Source organism: Pseudomonas sp. GV085, from assembly GCF_003050925.1.
In the GTDB taxonomy this organism is placed as follows: Bacteria; Pseudomonadota; Gammaproteobacteria; order Pseudomonadales; family Pseudomonadaceae; genus Aquipseudomonas.
In genome coordinates, this window is the sequence record NZ_QAOV01000002.1 from 141,445 (window position 1) to 157,540 (window position 16,096).

Below are 16,096 nucleotides of genomic sequence, written 5' to 3' on the forward strand. Positions count from 1 at the left end.
GGGTACTCCATTCAGCGGCGTCGCGTTGCGTGTGCGCTGATCTGTAATTGATGGCCCTGGTCCTGCAGCAGGTCGCGCAAACGCAGCAAATCACCGCGCCGAGGAATACCGGCCATCCACACGCTGCCCGTTTCGTCGAACATTAGGTCGAGTGCCTTGTCGGTGGTCATCAGTAGGCGTTCAAAGTCGCCCAAGCGCGCCCGACCCAAGGGGGTAAGCAAGTTAAGGCGTTGGTTGTCACTTCCCCGCAGAGCCATAGTTTGGCTGATGGCTTCGTCGTAGGGGTCGCTAATCAACGCATCGATCAGGCCGCTGGCCTGGCGCAGTTGGTCATCGAGGTGTTCCAGGGAATAACCGCTGTAAACGAGAATATCGACCTGACTAAGACGACGCAGGCCTTGGAGCAGGCGGATCAAGGCATCAAACTGATCGAACGGTTCGCCGCCTGAAATCGTGATGCCGTCTGCCACGTCCAGCCAGGGCGTAATCTGATCCAGCAGTTGTGCCGTTGACAGTCGACGCTGCCCTGGCCCCCATGTATCGGCAGAAATACAGCCAGGACATCGGATGCTGCAGCCTTGAAACCAGATGCCCAGGCGCTGGCCGGGGCCCAGGGTAGTGACCGGAAAATGCACGCGCGACAGGCTCAAGTCCATGCTCAATGACGTTCCATCATCAGTCCACTATTAGTCAACTTGGTGATCGTAAAATGTTCACCTGGCTGCGCATCCTGGTCGAACAACGCTCGCGACAAGGGGTTGAGCAGGCGTGCTTCCAACTGGTTGCGGATACCCCGTCCACCGTTGGATAGGTCCTGCAAGCAAAGGCTGTGCAGGGTTTGGCGTGCCTCGGCTGTCAATTCTATAAACAGCTCCTGTCCCTGGAGGTCGCTAAAGGTAGCGTTGACCATCTGCTCGAAGATTTGTACGGCGACATCCTCGCGGATAAAGTCGAAGACGATAATGTTCTCGCCAATACGATTGAGAATTTCCGGTCGGTTAAGCACCAGCTTGAAATGCCGGTCGATCTCGCTATGCACCTTGTTCTGAACCTGTTCGAAGGCTTCGCCAGGCAGCACATTAGCCACCCGTTCGCCGTTGTCGCCTTGACGGTAGATGCCAATGTTGGAGGTGAACACAATCAGTGCTTCAGAGAAGTACACTCGATCTCCGCGGCCGGAGGTGAGTACACCGTCATCAAGGATCTGCAGAAATTTGTCGAGGATGCGGGGGTGGGCTTTTTCAATTTCATCGAATAGCACCACGCTGAACGGTTTCTCCCGAATCGCATTGGTCAACTCGCCGCCGACGTCATAGCCAACGTAGCCGGGCGGTGCGCCGATCAAGCGCTGATCTGCATGTTCAGCACTAAATTCTGACATGTCGAAGCGTATATACGCGCTTTCGTCGCCAAACAGCAGACTGGTGATGGTCTTGGCCAATTCAGTTTTGCCCACCCCGGTCGGGCCGGCGAGGAAGGCCACGCCCCTGGGCCGATTGCCCTTGCGGGCGGCGCCGACACCGGTCATCGCGCGCTTGACGATGTCGAGCATGTGAGTCACTGCATGCTCTTGGCCTTTGACCCGCTGGTGAACGATGGCGTCTGCCTGGCGAATTCGCTGACGATCAATTTTTAGCCAAGGGTCTTCGGTAACACCGATCTTATAGCGGCGCACGGCATCGGCGATCTTTTCCATAGGTACACTCTCTACCCGTGCCAATTGCGCGATGGCACTGAGATCGAGTAGCAACAGCCCCTCAGTGTTTTGTACAAACGCTTCAACAGCCTGGGTAGTGGTTTCTTCGCTGGCGCCCTGACTACCTGTGAGCGCTTTTAGCAGAGCGGGCGCGAGTGCTCGGCGGACAACTTGATCAGGTTTGGACACCGGAATATGGCGAAGGCGTGGGTTGTCGACCAAAAACCAATCAGGTAGATCACCTTCCTTTTCCACTAGCCAGATCAGAGAGTTAAAGAACGGTTTACGCAACTCAGTCGCAGGACGGCTACGGGCCTGATGGGATTGCACCAGAGCTTGGGTGAACAGTTGGTGTTCAGCAGCGTTGAGTGAATCGTTGCGCATTACTAGGCGCGAAGCGAAGTCGACCAACAGCGCGACGGGCTCGCCGGTTCGGCCCACCAGGCGCGGTAAGGTGGCGCTTAACAGATCGATACCTGCTGGCGCGACCCCGTCAATTAGGGTCAAACCAAGTTCCTGCATGAATGTCTGGCCAGTTGCAGGATCAGTACCGGGCTTACCAATGGACCGGAAACCGGATACCGGGTCCCAGACAAGCACGTGGGCATAGCCTGCATCGAGCAGCTCATTACAAAGAGTCTGATTGAAGCTCTGCGCGGTTACTGTCCCAGGTGTCACTTCGCTTGCTTGCAGATCGCGAATGTTGCCTGACAGTACGAATTGGCTCTTCAGCGGCAGGAAGCGCAACAGGTCGCGCAGCCAACGTGGGCTTTCAAATATCTTAGTCCCTGACATATTTCAGCTCGTAACGTTCGGCGGATACACGCAGGGTATTGCTCACTGCAGGTATTTTCCAGCCCAACTCAACCAAAGCTTTGGGAAATGATAGGGGTTCAACCAGATTGGTCGCCGTGTTCGTCCTCGGAGAATCGACACTGGATAGAGGGGCGATCAATATTCTTGCTTGAAAAAGATGGATTTTCGAAGGCGATCCCAAGTCAAAAAACCGCAATGGGAAGCGGGCTTGGGTTCTTACCGGTTTTCGACAAATCGAGGCAGTTCTGACGAGTAGAGCAAAGTTCAGGACGAGGACGACGTATTGTGCTTCGGTTTCAGGACTATCACGCCATCTACCATCTCGATAGTTAACTCGTCCCCAAGGCCTAAACCTAATCTCGCAAGCAGTTCTGGTGGCAGATCAACGATGACGTCGCCAGTTCCATCCGCGGTTTCCTGGCATTTGACTGTCCAGCGTTCGTTTTCGCTCATGATCGTTTAACTCTCATTCCATCGTAGGGGACGTTTCATTATGCTCATGATTAGTTCTACTCGGACGGATATTACCGGCCGGTGATGGACGGTCGCTGCCTGTCGCGAAAGGTGCACCGAAAATGCCGAACAAGAGGGTGCCCTATGTTTGCTGAAATTCTGCGCGAGAATGCTTATGGTGCCTACCGGGTGCGGTTGGAAGTACTTCTCCAAATCCCCACGGACGCTTCAGATCGGGACATCCACGAACTGATCGAAGCTGGTTTCTCGGCTGGTAATGTGAAAGCCCTTTGCGACTTTGGCAGAATGAGTCCGCTAGAGCACGACCAGATAATTTCGCTCAAAGCTCTCAAAACCAAGCTGGCGCGCGGCCAGCGATTGACGGTAGACGAGAGCTATCGCCTGTTTCGTGTTGCACACATCATCGCCATGGCCCAGACGCTCTTCGGGGACGACGAAAAGGCCAAGCACTGGCTCTCCAAGTCCAAGGATTGCTTTTCGGGTAAAAGCCCAATTGCGATGCTTTCAACCATCCAGGGCACCCGCCGGGTTGAGGAGAAGCTGATTCAGTTAGCAGAAGGGTTAGCATTCTGATTCTATGGCGCATTAGCACTTTGCAGATAGGACAGGCCGCAGGGAGAGGCTGGTCAACGGCAGGTGACATATCGCCGGAAACCAGTCGCCTACCTGGCCAGCACGCCATCGGGACCATGCTGGAGATTCTCGTATACCTTGAGATTGACTAGGGGGACTTCCCCGGAACCCTCAAGTTGCTCATGGTCGATATACCTGACTCAGTACGAGACACCAGACAACGCTCCGCAATAATTCGACATCACCGGCTCCGAGCTAAGAGTTCTGGTCCGTATTGATTTCACGCCGAATACGCTCAAGCAGCGAATCTAAATCTGTATCCGGATCGAGGAGCAAAAAACTCTCAAGAAGGAGGGTAAGCGGGTGCACCCCCATTCTATCGGCAAGCTCCGATGCCTTTTCCAATGTAACGTTCTTAAGGCCGCGCTCAAGCGTACTGAGATATGTCCTGCTACTGACGATTCCAAAATCTTCTTGGGTCAAGCCCCGGCGAAGCCGTGTGTTACGTAACGCAATGGCGAACGCTTCCTTCAGTTCCATTTTGCTTAATCCACAAAAGGAACGATGAAGCCTTTTTGAACTCTATAGAGCTACAATCTATAGTGTTCATTTTGAGAGAGATTTATGCCCGCACTTCAGATTAGCGCCCGTCAGTTATCTGCGACGAGTAATGAGCACAGTCCTTCAACCATGCTGATGGTCGCGGTGGCGAACGTTGCTCAGCCGGAGCAGGGCATAGAGATAGTCAAACGCTTCTCCGGCCAACATCTGATCGACCTGTTCAACGAAATGGATCGGCCTGATTCAGATAAGGCCATCGTTGGTGTCCTGCTGGCAATACCTCCAAAACTTAACGGCTCTCCGCGCTGGATCGCTGAGAATGTGCTTAATGTTGGCCGAGTCGAGCTAAGGTTGGCGGATGACACTTGCTTGGATACATACGCCTACCGGCTTGCTTCAAAAGCTGTATTCAGAGACAACGCTAAGGTCGACCCAGCAGATATCCTGGGCTGGAGATCACTCTATGAAACGTCCAATGCGGACGGTGACGATGACCCAGAGCTTGTCGCCCATCAAACATGGTTGTCTATCGTCATCACTCGAATGGTCAACGCAGTAAATCTACCTGATGAGGAGGACGCCCCTGAGTAGTTGTCGATTCTCCATTGGTACCGTAGATCCCAAAGGAGACCTTTTTGCAGATAAAACCGGGGAGGAGGGTACGGATACTTCAGGCTTTCAAACTTATCGACCTCCGCGCTAATCAGAGCTGCCGGCTATATGGGCCACGACGAGCACAACGAAGAAGCACGCTTACCCAACAGTGTTTACGAGAGGCGGCCGTGAAAGGAAGACGTAAAGTCAAAACGTCTAAGTGGTTTTTAAAGGCTCAATTTGAGGCCGAAGCTCAGCGCATGATGGCAAATAGATCTAATGAAGCAGCACATAGATTTCTTGATGCGGCCTCGCAATTCGGAATAGAACATGAACCTACTGGGCGCCTTGCGGGCGGCTAGCATAACCTTAATCCTCAAGGTGACCGCGGCTGCACACGCCTATTTTCGACCCATTACATGTGGTCAGAGAATGCCCCCTGAATGCATAGACAAATCTGAATTGCATAGCTGACAGCCTAACCCTCATCAAGCGTCCCAGTATTTCTTCCGATATTGAGAGCCCCATGCACAAATCAGATCTTCCAATGCTACTCACTCAGACTATCGAGGTAGTTATCCGCGCGGGGCAGCTACTTATTGCGGAATGGGCGAGGGTAAATGGACCACGAGGGAAGGGCGATAAGGCCATAGTAGACATAGAAATCGAACGCGTCCTACGCCAGCAACTTCTAGGACTTTTTTCTTGTGACTTCTGGGGCGAGGAAACCGGACATAGCCTCACGGGACATTCCTGGTGTTGGGTCGTCGATCCTAACGACGGTACGAGTGATTTTCTCAAAGGTCTCAAAGGGTCTGCCATTTCTGTCGGCCTTCTGCATAAGCAAATTCCGGTATTGGGCGTGGTCTACGCACCAGTCACTGTTGAGGGCTCGCCTGATTGCATCGCCTGGTCTGAGGGACTACCCGATTTGTTACGCAATGGACAGCCAGTAGCAAGAAAGCTTACTGGACTGGCGTTGTCGAGCAGCTCCCACGTGATGGTAAGTGCCGCCGCGATCATCAAGCCAGATATCAATCGTGAGCTCTGCACCCCCAGCAGTTTTGTTGCGATGCCCTCAATTGCCTATAGGCTTGCAAAAGTCGCCGCAGGAGATGGCGTCTGCGGAGTTTCTCTGTACGCGGTTTCTGCACATGACGTCGTTGCAGGACACGCGTTGTTGCGAGGTGCGGGTGGCATTTTGCTCAATGAAAATGGTGAGTCAATTTGCTATGTAACAGAAGCAAACATGCAGACGGTCTCAAGACGCTGCTTCGGGGGATCAGAGATCGCGTGCCAGACATTGGTGGCTCGAGATTGGAATCGTATTTTCACAGCGAAGGAGAGCCAAGCTTAGACGCAATCATTGAATTTGGCGTTTATAGTCAAGCCATACCAATGTTGTCGCCTGAGGTGTCAGGCAATTCTCCGACTTAGGAGGCCAACCGATGACGATTAATTCCGATAAAGATGTCAAAGCTACCGCGATCGAGGCATTCAGCCGGGTCGAGAGCTCAGCTCCTGCGGGCAAACCACTACACTAAAAGAACAAGGAATAGACGTGTGTCCTCGTCCAGGGGCGGCGCCTTCAGGAAGGAAAGAAAAGCGTCGGACTATTTCGATGGCATCGGCGGTCCAATATACGGGTAGGGGGATTATTAATGCGAGATAGTAGCTTTTTTGAACACTGCCGTCGAATACGACTCACACTACTTTAAACTTAACTCAACTAAATAGATGTTTAGTCGAGCTAACCCATTATCCAAGTTATAGAGCGGTGCGATTGGCAGCGCATCGGTCCGTAGACTATACCCAATTGTATAAATCATGCATCAGACTTAATGCTTCTTAGTTTTCGAGCGTTTAGGTCTCATCCACCAGAAAGCCGAAAATTCACACGTGCGTTCAGATTGAGATCGGTCTGTTAGAAGTATTGTATGAGGAGGGTCGACTACTGCCAAGTCCAATGATGACCATCACGAGTGATAGCAATACGCGCGTTATATTAGATGTACAAATCTCAGGGGGCAACCTCGGACGAGGTCGGTAGCGCCACAAAAGCGCGATTATTTTCCGCTGAATACTGAGCATGATCAGAATTCGACGGAAACCCTTTGGGTGCGAAATTTCGCTGCCGAAGCGGAACAACCACCACAAGTAACTAAAAATCAATTCGTTAGCGCAAGACCTCGAATAAGCATTGGTCACTAATCCGTGGGACGCGGGCCAGACCTGGTCGTTATAACGCGGAAAATAGAGATTTGAGTCACTGTTTTTCCGCTGATTGATGACTATTGGACGGGTTTCATCGCGGTATCGCTCGGGCACACGCTCAGATTACCAGGCAGCAATAGACGAATAATCTTATGAAACTCATAGCGTTAGAGTGGTTTTCACTTGAGTGATGGTCATTGTTCGGCAGAAATATGAGCTCGCGCAAAATCGTTATTAAATGGAAAAGCCGAGAACGATGATCCAGGGGCTTGTAGAGAGTGACTTTCCGGCGATCTGTGACCAAACGGCTGGAGACAAACGTTGGCAGTAAAAAATATAGCCAATTAAAACAGATGGTTACGGCCTTAGCGGCGCTTTCCATTTATTAGTGGTTGCTGACAACCATCGACCCTCACGTAAGAATACGACGCTTCGCATAATGTATATTATGTTCAATCGTGTATTGAGGCAGACCCCCACTGCAGGTGTCTCCGATCTGATGGTTATCAAATGTTCCAGTCGTGAAATCCCCGGAAACGGCCTCAGTAGTCTCTTAACTCATTTGATCAACGCCACGAGTCTGAACACCCGCGGCCCGAGAAACCGCCCGGGAATCCGGGCGGCGCCCGTAAAAGAGCTGACACGTCAGTTTTTGTTGGTGGCCCCCGACATGTAGGTGTCAGGCGGCTCCGGCAGTGCGGCAAGCATGTCGCGTAGTCCGGCAGCCCACTGCATTCGGACACGAATGAAGTACGGGTCATCGGCCGTGATGCGATAACTTTTGGCACCGCTAAAACTGTCTTTCCTGTACACCAGCAGATCCAGCGGCATGCCCACCGACAGGTTGCTGTGCATGGTCGAGTCGAACGAGATCAGCCCACAACGCAGGCCCTCCTCGAGTGACGCTCGATGTGTCAGATTGCGATCGAGGATCGGCCGGCCATATTTGCTTTCACCCAATTGCAGGAAAGGTGTGTCCTCGGTCGCCTGAATGAAGTTGCCTTGCGGGTAAATGCTGTACACGTCCATCGGCTCGTGCGCGATCTGCCCGCCGACCAGAAATGAGCAGCTCAAGTCGGTCTTGCCTGCCAACTTGGTGCGATCCCGGGCGACGACTTCGCGAACGGTTTCGGTCACCAGTACCGTGGCGTCATAGAGCGAGCGGACATTCAACAGGTGCGGGCCCTGCCCCATGGAACGCTGCTTGAGCAGGTTGACCACCGATTGCGAAGTGGCCAGGTTGCCCGCGACTTGCAACACAATCAGGCGTTCGCCCGGCGTGCTGAAAATAAACAACTTACGGAACGTTGAAATCTGATCAATGCCCGCATTGGTTCGTGAGTCGGAGATGAACACCAGCCCGTCGGCCAAGTGCATAGCGACGCAATAAGTCATTCGTGTTAACTCATGAATTCGAGATGAGAGGCCATACCGTCTCCACGACGGTATAGCCAGTTTGCTGCGACTGATTCGGGGGTTATTGGTGCTGAACCTGAAACAGGGACGTTACCTGTACCCGAGCCAGCATCGACTCAGCCCCGCCGCCACGACGCATACCGCGTACCGGACAAGCGTCCAGATAGTCCAGACCCACCGCCAGTTTCAAATGGCGTTCAGGCCGGGCCAACCGATTCGTCACGTCGAAGCTGTACCAGCCATCGTCGAACCACGCTTCGGCCCAAGCATGACTGGCCAAGTGATTTTCATCTTCAGTACACAGGTAGCCAGAGACATAACGTGCGGGAATTCCCAGGCTGCGGGCGCAGGCCAGGAAAGCATGGGTGTGGTCCTGGCACACCCCTCCTCCGCCCGCAAACGCCTCGGCTGCGGTGGTATCCACCGTGGTCGCGCCCGGGTTGTAGACCATGTGGTCGGCCAGGCCATGCATCAGGTCAATCAGCGCCGCCCGATCACGCCGCGTGCCGCAGTGCTGCACGGCAAAGGCATTCAGGGCATCGTCCGCTTTGGTCAGGAGACTGGTGCGCAAAAACGGCAAAGGCGATTGGCTGTCGCGTTCAAACTCCCGGTCCGGGTCGATTTCCACCTGACCATAAGCCGTCAGCACCAGGGCTCCGTGGGGCTCGTCCATCGTCAAGACGTGCAGAATGTTGCCGTAAGGATCGAACTGGCTGCGGACCAGGCGCGGTAATTCCAGGTGCCATTCCAGGATGCGCTGGCGCTCACTGTTCTGCGGTGTCAGGCGCAGGAACTGGATGCTGGTGCAGACTTCATCGGCATAGCTGTAGGTAGTGTCGTGGCGTATGGACAGTTTCATACGACCTCCAGATAGGATTCGTGAACGGTCTGACCGAGATGGCGAACCTGGGAGATGAAATCAGTCAGCCACAGGTGCAGACCGAAGCCGAGAATCTCGTCGATCCCGGTGTAACGCAGCCGCGCATTCAGTTCTGCGGCCAGGCGTTGGGCCGGACGACCGTTGTTGCCTGGCAGGCTGGCGAGGATCTGGTCCAGTTCCTCGATGCAGGCGTGCAGCGAGCGTGGCACATTGCCGCGCAACAGCAGCATTTCGGAAACCTGCTCGGCGCCGGGCGCATTGCGGTAGATCTCGTTGAACGCCTCGAACGACGACAGCGCCCGCAACAACGCGCTCCACTGGTAGTAGCCCCGAGCCGAGTTATCACTCACCTCCTCCGACTCTTCGCCGAACATTTCGTAGCGTGCATCCAGCAGACGCAGAGTGTTGTCGGCCCGTTCGAGGAAGGTGCCCAGGCGAATGAAGCAGTAGGCATCGTTGCGCATGATCGTGCCTGAGGTCGCCCCGCGAAACAGGTGCGAGCGCTCCTTGACCCACTCGCAGAAATGGCTGATGCCGTATCGACCCAGACCATTGCTGGCGATATTGCGCATTTCCAGCCAGGTGGCGTTGATGTTCTCCCACATATCGGCAGTGATACGTCCGCGCACGGCGTGAGCATTGGACCGAGCCGCCTGCAGGCAGCAATAGATACTGTCGGGGTTGGTTTCATCCAGCGCGAAGAAGTGCAGCATGCGCTCGGTGTTGAGTTCGCCGTAGCGTTCGTTGTAGTCGTCCAGCGTGCCGGCGGCCAATAGCGACATCGCCAGCTCGGCGCGGCCATCGGTGCGCCCGGCCTGGGGCATCAGCGACAGCGAGTAACTGACTTCGAGCATGCGCGCCAGGTTTTCGGCGCGCTCCAGGTAACGGGACATCCAGTAGAGGTCCGAAGCGGTTCTTGAAAGCATGTCTTAGTCCTCCACTACCCAAGTGTCTTTGGTGCCGCCGCCCTGAGACGAGTTCACCACCAGCGAGCCTTCGCGCAATGCCACGCGGGTCAGGCCACCGGGCACCAGACGGGTTTCACTGCCCGACAACACAAACGGGCGCAGGTCAATGTGGCGTGGAGCGATGCCGTTTTCGACAAAGGTTGGGCACGTCGACAGGCACAGGGTTGGTTGGGCTATGTAGGCTTCAGGGCGCGCCTTGAGACGCCGGCGGAAGTCCTCGATTTCCGCCGCCGTGGCGGCCGGGCCGACGAGCATCCCGTAGCCGCCGGAACCTTGGGTTTCCTTGACCACCAGTTCGGGCAGATGAGCCAGCACATGGGACAGCTCTTCGGGTTTGCGGCATTGCCAGGTTGGCACGTTCTTGAGGATCGGTTCCTCGCTGAGGTAGAAGCGGATCATGTCGTCGACATAGGGATAGATCGATTTGTCGTCGGCCACACCGGTGCCGACGGCGTTCGCCAGCACCACATTGCCCGAGCGGTAAGCGGCAATCAGGCCTGGCACACCGAGCATGGAGTCCGGGTTGAAGGACAGCGGATCGAGGAACGCATCGTCGAGACGGCGATAGATCACATCCACCTGTTTCGGGCCAGCGGTGGTGCGCATGTAGACATGATCGTCACGGACAAACAGATCGGCGCCTTCCACCAGCTCCACACCCATTTCACGGGCCAGGAACGCGTGTTCGAAGTAAGCACTGTTGAAGCGACCCGGGGTCAGCACCACGGCAGTGGGGTTGTCCAGGGGGCTGGAGCTCTTGAGGGTGTCCAGCAGCAGGTTGGGGTAGTGATCGATGGGCGCCACACGCTGGGCGGCGAAGAGTTCGGGGAACAAGCGCATCATCATCTTGCGGTCTTCGAGCATGTAGCTGACGCCGCTGGGGGTGCGCAGATTGTCTTCCAGCACGTAGTAACTGCCATCACCGTCGCGGACCAGATCGACCCCGGAGATATGGGCATAAATGCCGCGGTGCAGATTCAGGCCCTGCATGGCGACCTGATAACCCTCGTTGGCCAACACCTGTTCGGCCGGAATAATGCCCTCCTTGAGAATGCGTTGCCCGTGGTAGATGTCGTCCAGGAACATGTTCAATGCCTGGACCCGCTGAATGCAGCCACGCTCGACCATTTGCCATTCACTGGCCTTGATGCTGCGTGGAATGATGTCGAACGGAATCAACCGCTCTGTGCCCTGCTCGTCCCCGTATAAGGTGAAGGTGATGCCGGCTCGGTGGAACAACAGGTCGGCTTCGCGACGACGTTGATCCAGCAACTCCAGAGGTGTGTCCGCCAACCAACGTGCGAACTCCTGGTAATGTGGGCGGCAACCACCACTCGCATCATACATTTCGTTAAAAAAAGCTTGGGACATACCCTACTCCTTGCCACGATACAGACGGCATTTTCTTATAACTTCGCTATTTCAATAAAATTAGGCCTTACGTTGTTTAGTGAGTACTGTTTCTGTTGAGCACCTCAGTGTGCGTCGTTAACTTCCTGTCCCATGCGAAAATAAATTCCTCATGATTTCGGCAATCTATTGACGCGTTCCGACGCCAGAGATTTTGCCTTTCTGATTTGATTTCTGGCGCCCAATTTATAACGCTCCCCATTATCTTTTTCGTAGAAAACCACACTTTCGGTGATTTGAAAGTACTTTTGCAAAGGCTGTGCCTAAGTAGTGTTACAGGTGGCAAAAAGGCAAAAACCCTTCAGTAAAGATACCTTTGCGACATATTGTGTCACTTTTGAGCCGAAAACCGTAAAGCTTACTGAAACGGTTTTTCCACTTGTAACTTGCACAACTCTGAAGCGTACGAAAACGGTGCAATTAGCAACTCAAGTGAGTTTTGTGCCCTATAAGCGGGAAATTTCTACTCACTGTTTTTATTGCCCTTGTAATACAAAGCCTCCCGCGCAGCACGATGATTAATGGCGACGCACTACTAATGATCACAAAAACGCACCAAGATCTGACGACTGGAGCGAAAACGCCAAGTCATGATGCAAAAAAGCATGCAAGAGAGACGGCCAACCCCTGAGGTATTGCCGTACGTGTAGAGGAGTAGACTTACTGCGGATTATTCGAGAAATTTCCGGGTTAGGGTCACCGACGGCATAGTCGGGGTCATCGGGCCACCTCGCTGCCATCCGCCAAGGATGACGACGAAGAGCCGTCTTCCCTGTTCGCCTGTACGACTTCGTTATCCTTGGGGGCTAGCAGCACAATTGCCCCCACGATCACTTCGAAAATCCCGGCACCGACAATCACCAGGCCGGTTTCAAAGCGGGCATACAGCTCAGCACCGCAGGCACCGGCAATCAGAATCGACGCGCCCAGCGCCGCAAAACGCAGCCGTGCCAGCCCGGCGATTTCGCTTTGTCTGAACCGGGTTTGAATCAGCAGAATGAAGGAGATGTCGATCAGTGGCCCGCCGAGTGCCGCAAGACTTGCGCCGACCATCATCCCCGTCAGGACGTGTTCCGGTGGCAGGTACAGCACCGCCGCACCGATGATCGCGATGCCCAGGCCGTTAACCACGGAACCGAAGGTAAACCCGTGATACAAGCGACGGATCTGCAGATTGCCCACAACAAAAATGGAGATCAGGTTCCCTGCCCCGTAAGCCCCCATGATCAGGCCGTAGGCAGCAAAACCCTGTACGCCGAATCCCTGGATATCGTATTTGACGACTGCCAGCGCCATGCCGATCGATATACCCACACTCCAGGCAACATTGCCCAGTCCCGCACACACATACACCGCCTGCATCTGGCTGCGTCCCGCAAGACTTCTCCAACCGGCGGTAAATCCGGCACGCCGGCTTGTTGCCTTGACAGGTTGGCGCGGCAACGCCTTGCCCAACTTCATGACCGCCCACGCGGAGATCAGGAAGGTGATGCTGTTCAGGGTAAACAGATGCTCGATCGGAATCAGCAGCGTAATCGCCGCTGCCAGCATTGGCCCGATCACCCGGGCGACCCGGATGATCGCATCGAACAGCGCGTTGACCGATTGCAGCTGGTCCGGCGCCGCGGCAATCCGTGGAAGACTGGCGCGCAGCGCCGGCTCGAACAACGAGTTGACGATCATCATGAGCATGAGCGGCACCGCCAGCATCCACAGACTCATGATGCCGAGCCCCCAAGCAAGCACCGGAATCAAGGCAAGCCCGGCCCGTGCCAGGTCGGCGCCGATCATCGTGCGACGGTGGTCCCAGCGCTCAGCCCATATTCCTCCCAGCAAAGCACCGGCCAACGCGGCAGCACCGCGTAAAGCACTGAGCCAGCTTGCATCGGTTCCGGCGATCTGCACCGCCATCCAGGCGATGGCAATCGCGAAGAGTTCGTCACCGATCGAAGAAAGCGCCAACCCTCCCCACAGCAAGGCTACGGGCCGCTGAAGCAACGGCCTGAACAATTTCATATCATCAACTCCGCACAGTCACTCAACAGGTTTGAAAAAAGCCTGTCGTCTCGTTACTCGTTGGTTGGAAACGATATGCCTCTCGCCCTGTGATCCAACCGGTTCGCGTCAATAGAGGTTTTTAGCTAGGGCATAAACCCAGGTAACTGCCCCACCCGCTCGGCCAGATATTGCATCAGTAATCGCGTACGCAGTGCGCGGTAGCGGCGCTCGGGATAAATCAGAAAAGCGTCGTTTGGCGGGCCATTCCACTCGGGCAGAACACGTACCAACTGCCCGCCTTCAAGCAGGTCACTGACAAGCCAGGCCGGGGTGATGCAGAGCCCGGCGCCCTGCAGAAGACCGTCGCGAATGGCCAATGAGCTGTTGGTTCGATAGCGCCCCTGAATCGTGACGCTTACCTGCTCACCCAGAGGGCCATTGAGTTGCAGACGATCGCCTGCAGTCAACCACGCAAACCGCAGGAAATTGTGGTCACTCAGGTCTGCCGGGCTTTTCAAGGGGGAATGCTGGCGCAGGTATTCAGGGGCTGCCACCAGATACCGCGGTGAGGTCGCTATGCGTCGGGCGACGGCGTTCGGTGGCAAGCTGCCTCCCAGGCGCAGGGCCAGGTCGACATTTTCCTCAGTGAGATCGACGAAACGATCATTGAGGATCAGCTCCACTTCAATGGCCGGATACTGCTCCATGAACGACAACAGCAACGCATTCAGACGCAACACTCCCAGACTGACTGGAACGTTGATGCGTAGAAAACCCTCGGGGCGTTCGGTCAGACCGCGCACCTCTGCAACAGCTTCGCTGTACTCCTCCAGCACGCCTTTGGCACGTTCGTAGAAACGCTTTCCCGGTTCGGTAGGTGTCAGCCCGGTCGTGCCCCGAATCAGCAGGCGGGCTCCCAATTGCTTTTCCAGAGCGGCGATCAGCTTGCTGACCGTGGGCTGGGTGCTGCCCGACTCACGGGCGGCAGATGACAGACTTCCTAGCTCGACGGCGCGGACGAAACACTGCATCGCCTTAAGATTGTCCATGGGTATTCGATTCAGGAATGGGCTGTATGGGATTTCCCCTTCTATCACACTCATTTTGAATAGACCAATCTGGCCTTCCTGAACCATTTACCGACCAGGGAGAAACCTGGATGACTGCCCTTCGCTCGAGAATACCCTTGTCTCTCGCATTGACTGCCCTGCTTGCCGCAAGCCCTGTCATGGCAACGGAAAACTGGGTCACCACCTGGATGGCCAGCCCTCAACCCACCTGGGGCAATGAGTTGCCGCTGCCCACGCGAATTCCCCAAGCACTGGCCGATAGCACGATCCACCAGACAGTGCGCATCAGCAGCGGCGGCAGCCGTATACGCGTGGTGGTTTCCAATGAGTATGGCCGGCAACCGTTGGTCATCGGTGCCGCGCGTGTCGCCCTCATAGAAGGTACCGATCACATTCGCGCGGGCTCCGGGCACAGCCTGACGTTCAGCGATCAGGAGCAGGTCAGCGTCGCTGCGGGCGAAACGCGGATCAGTGACCCGATAGACCTGGCAGTGCCAGCACTCAGTGAGCTTGCGATCTCTCTTTATCTGCCGCAGCACACGCCGTTGACGACCTTCCACTGGGATGGCAAACAAACGGCATTCATCACACCCGGAAAACAGGTCAACGCTCAGCGGCTGGAAGGCCGCGAGCAGGTGGAGGCGCGGCTGTTTCTCAGTGACATTCTGGTGGACGCACCGCCCGACACCCATGCGCTCGTGGTGCTCGGCGACTCCATTACCGACGGCAATGGCTCGACCCTGGACAGCAATCGACGCTGGACGGACTTCCTCGCCCAGCGCTTGATTACACAGAAGCTCGCCATACTCAATGCCGGCATCTCCGGGGCTCGTCTGCTCGAGGATGGCATGGGGGTCAGCGCGCTGGCACGTTTCGAGCGTGATGTGCTGGTCAAACCCGGGGTAAAAACGGTGGTTCTGATGCTCGGCATCAATGACATCAGTTGGCCGGGCAGCTCCTTCGAACCAGACAGGCTCGTGCCGCCCAAGGAAAAACTGATTGCTGGCTATCGTCAATTGATCGATCAAGCGCACCGGAACAACATTCGCATCATTGGAACAACGCTGATGCCCGTCGAAGGCGCGCTGGATGGAACGATCGTGAAGAATTATCACAGCCCGGAAAAAGAACAATTGCGCCAGGCGATCAACCACTGGATACGAACCAGTCACGCCTTCGACGCAGTGATCGACTTCGATCTCCTGACCCGCGATCCTGAACACCCCACTCGCTTGCTGCCACTTATTGATTCGGGAGACCACCTGCACCCCGGTGATGTTGGCAACAAGGCGATGGCGGAGAGTGCCGATCTGAAAATGCTTTTCTAACACCGTTATCCCGGGACGCAGGATTTCTCAGGCAACCGGCCCACAAGGCGACCCTGTGCCTGAACACCACAGCACATTCATCCTGGATCTCGCCTATG

General features: G+C 55.4%; 14 protein-coding genes. 4 read left to right on the plus strand and 10 right to left on the minus strand.

Annotated features, from left to right (window positions below):
• Nucleotides 1-11: 11 nt before the first annotated feature.
• The 3 genes from C8K63_RS04485 to C8K63_RS31195 form a co-directional block, all read right to left on the minus strand.
• A complete protein-coding gene (locus C8K63_RS04485; RefSeq protein WP_108215591.1) occupies nucleotides 12-656 on the minus strand; it encodes a 4Fe-4S single cluster domain-containing protein in 645 nt (214 codons plus the stop codon).
• Nucleotides 657-658: 2 nt separating this feature from the next.
• On the minus strand, nucleotides 659-2,491 hold the full coding sequence (locus tag C8K63_RS04490; RefSeq protein WP_108215592.1) for an AAA family ATPase: 1,833 nt from the start codon (nucleotides 2,489-2,491) through the stop codon (nucleotides 659-661).
• Nucleotides 2,492-2,776: 285 nt separating this feature from the next.
• Nucleotides 2,777-2,965: an AbrB/MazE/SpoVT family DNA-binding domain-containing protein gene (locus tag C8K63_RS31195; RefSeq protein ID WP_108215594.1), complete on the minus strand. Its 189-nt coding sequence runs from the start codon at nucleotides 2,963-2,965 to the stop codon at nucleotides 2,777-2,779.
• Between the two features lie 144 nt (nucleotides 2,966-3,109).
• Between C8K63_RS31195 and C8K63_RS04500 the strand changes: the two genes are divergently transcribed.
• Nucleotides 3,110-3,559, plus strand: coding sequence for an antitoxin Xre/MbcA/ParS toxin-binding domain-containing protein (locus C8K63_RS04500; protein WP_108215596.1), 450 nt, complete (start codon nucleotides 3,110-3,112; stop codon nucleotides 3,557-3,559).
• A gap of 255 nt (nucleotides 3,560-3,814) precedes the next feature.
• On the opposite strand, the gene C8K63_RS04505 is transcribed toward C8K63_RS04500, so the two are convergent.
• A complete protein-coding gene (locus C8K63_RS04505) occupies nucleotides 3,815-4,099 on the minus strand; it encodes a helix-turn-helix domain-containing protein (protein ID WP_019649822.1) in 285 nt (94 codons plus the stop codon).
• 84 nt (nucleotides 4,100-4,183) lie between these two features.
• Here C8K63_RS04505 and C8K63_RS04510 point away from each other — a divergent pair, with 84 nt between their 5' ends.
• Nucleotides 4,184-4,711, plus strand: coding sequence for a hypothetical protein (locus tag C8K63_RS04510; protein WP_256594898.1), 528 nt, complete (start codon nucleotides 4,184-4,186; stop codon nucleotides 4,709-4,711).
• A gap of 529 nt (nucleotides 4,712-5,240) precedes the next feature.
• A complete protein-coding gene (locus C8K63_RS04520; RefSeq protein ID WP_108215600.1) occupies nucleotides 5,241-6,071 on the plus strand; it encodes an inositol monophosphatase family protein in 831 nt (276 codons plus the stop codon).
• Between the two features lie 1,502 nt (nucleotides 6,072-7,573).
• Here the strand turns inward: C8K63_RS04520 and C8K63_RS04525 are convergent.
• From C8K63_RS04525 to C8K63_RS04550, 6 genes are all read right to left on the minus strand, one after another.
• Nucleotides 7,574-8,323: a peptidase gene (locus tag C8K63_RS04525; RefSeq protein ID WP_108215602.1), complete on the minus strand. Its 750-nt coding sequence runs from the start codon at nucleotides 8,321-8,323 to the stop codon at nucleotides 7,574-7,576.
• 82 nt (nucleotides 8,324-8,405) lie between these two features.
• On the minus strand, nucleotides 8,406-9,203 hold the full coding sequence (locus tag C8K63_RS04530; RefSeq protein WP_108215603.1) for a transglutaminase family protein: 798 nt from the start codon (nucleotides 9,201-9,203) through the stop codon (nucleotides 8,406-8,408).
• The gene (locus C8K63_RS04535; RefSeq protein WP_108215605.1) at nucleotides 9,200-10,150 is read right to left on the minus strand and encodes an alpha-E domain-containing protein; all 951 of its coding nucleotides are present in this window, start codon (nucleotides 10,148-10,150) and stop codon (nucleotides 9,200-9,202) included. Before C8K63_RS04535 ends, C8K63_RS04530 begins: the two co-directional genes overlap by 4 nt.
• Before the next feature lie 3 nt (nucleotides 10,151-10,153).
• Nucleotides 10,154-11,563 carry a circularly permuted type 2 ATP-grasp protein gene (locus C8K63_RS04540; RefSeq protein ID WP_108215607.1) on the minus strand — a complete coding sequence of 470 codons (1,410 nt, stop codon included), beginning with the start codon at nucleotides 11,561-11,563 and terminating at the stop codon, nucleotides 10,154-10,156.
• 756 nt (nucleotides 11,564-12,319) lie between these two features.
• Nucleotides 12,320-13,618 carry an MFS transporter gene (locus C8K63_RS04545; RefSeq protein ID WP_108215608.1) on the minus strand — a complete coding sequence of 433 codons (1,299 nt, stop codon included), beginning with the start codon at nucleotides 13,616-13,618 and terminating at the stop codon, nucleotides 12,320-12,322.
• A gap of 125 nt (nucleotides 13,619-13,743) precedes the next feature.
• Nucleotides 13,744-14,649 carry a LysR family transcriptional regulator gene (locus tag C8K63_RS04550; RefSeq protein ID WP_108215609.1) on the minus strand — a complete coding sequence of 302 codons (906 nt, stop codon included), beginning with the start codon at nucleotides 14,647-14,649 and terminating at the stop codon, nucleotides 13,744-13,746.
• A 110-nt stretch (nucleotides 14,650-14,759) separates the two neighbouring features.
• Here C8K63_RS04550 and C8K63_RS04555 point away from each other — a divergent pair, with 110 nt between their 5' ends.
• A complete protein-coding gene (locus C8K63_RS04555) occupies nucleotides 14,760-15,998 on the plus strand; it encodes an SGNH/GDSL hydrolase family protein (RefSeq protein WP_108215610.1) in 1,239 nt (412 codons plus the stop codon).
• The last annotated feature ends 98 nt before the right edge of the window (nucleotides 15,999-16,096 follow it).

Bases quoted from the DNA above. Each gene is read 5' to 3' on its own strand.
- C8K63_RS04485 (WP_108215591.1), bottom strand. From the start codon at position 656: ATGGACTTGAGCCTGTCGCGCGTGCATTTTCCGGTCACTACCCTGGGC.
- C8K63_RS04490 (WP_108215592.1), bottom strand. From the start codon at position 2,491: ATGTCAGGGACTAAGATATTTGAAAGCCCACGTTGGCTGCGCGACCTG.
- C8K63_RS31195 (WP_108215594.1), bottom strand. From the start codon at position 2,965: ATGAGCGAAAACGAACGCTGGACAGTCAAATGCCAGGAAACCGCGGAT.
- C8K63_RS04500 (WP_108215596.1), top strand. From the start codon at position 3,110: ATGTTTGCTGAAATTCTGCGCGAGAATGCTTATGGTGCCTACCGGGTG.
- C8K63_RS04505 (WP_019649822.1), bottom strand. From the start codon at position 4,099: ATGGAACTGAAGGAAGCGTTCGCCATTGCGTTACGTAACACACGGCTT.
- C8K63_RS04510 (WP_256594898.1), top strand. From the start codon at position 4,184: ATGCCCGCACTTCAGATTAGCGCCCGTCAGTTATCTGCGACGAGTAAT.
- C8K63_RS04520 (WP_108215600.1), top strand. From the start codon at position 5,241: ATGCACAAATCAGATCTTCCAATGCTACTCACTCAGACTATCGAGGTA.
- C8K63_RS04525 (WP_108215602.1), bottom strand. From the start codon at position 8,323: ATGACTTATTGCGTCGCTATGCACTTGGCCGACGGGCTGGTGTTCATC.
- C8K63_RS04530 (WP_108215603.1), bottom strand. From the start codon at position 9,203: ATGAAACTGTCCATACGCCACGACACTACCTACAGCTATGCCGATGAA.
- C8K63_RS04535 (WP_108215605.1), bottom strand. From the start codon at position 10,150: ATGCTTTCAAGAACCGCTTCGGACCTCTACTGGATGTCCCGTTACCTG.
- C8K63_RS04540 (WP_108215607.1), bottom strand. From the start codon at position 11,563: ATGTCCCAAGCTTTTTTTAACGAAATGTATGATGCGAGTGGTGGTTGC.
- C8K63_RS04545 (WP_108215608.1), bottom strand. From the start codon at position 13,618: ATGAAATTGTTCAGGCCGTTGCTTCAGCGGCCCGTAGCCTTGCTGTGG.
- C8K63_RS04550 (WP_108215609.1), bottom strand. From the start codon at position 14,649: ATGGACAATCTTAAGGCGATGCAGTGTTTCGTCCGCGCCGTCGAGCTA.
- C8K63_RS04555 (WP_108215610.1), top strand. From the start codon at position 14,760: ATGACTGCCCTTCGCTCGAGAATACCCTTGTCTCTCGCATTGACTGCC.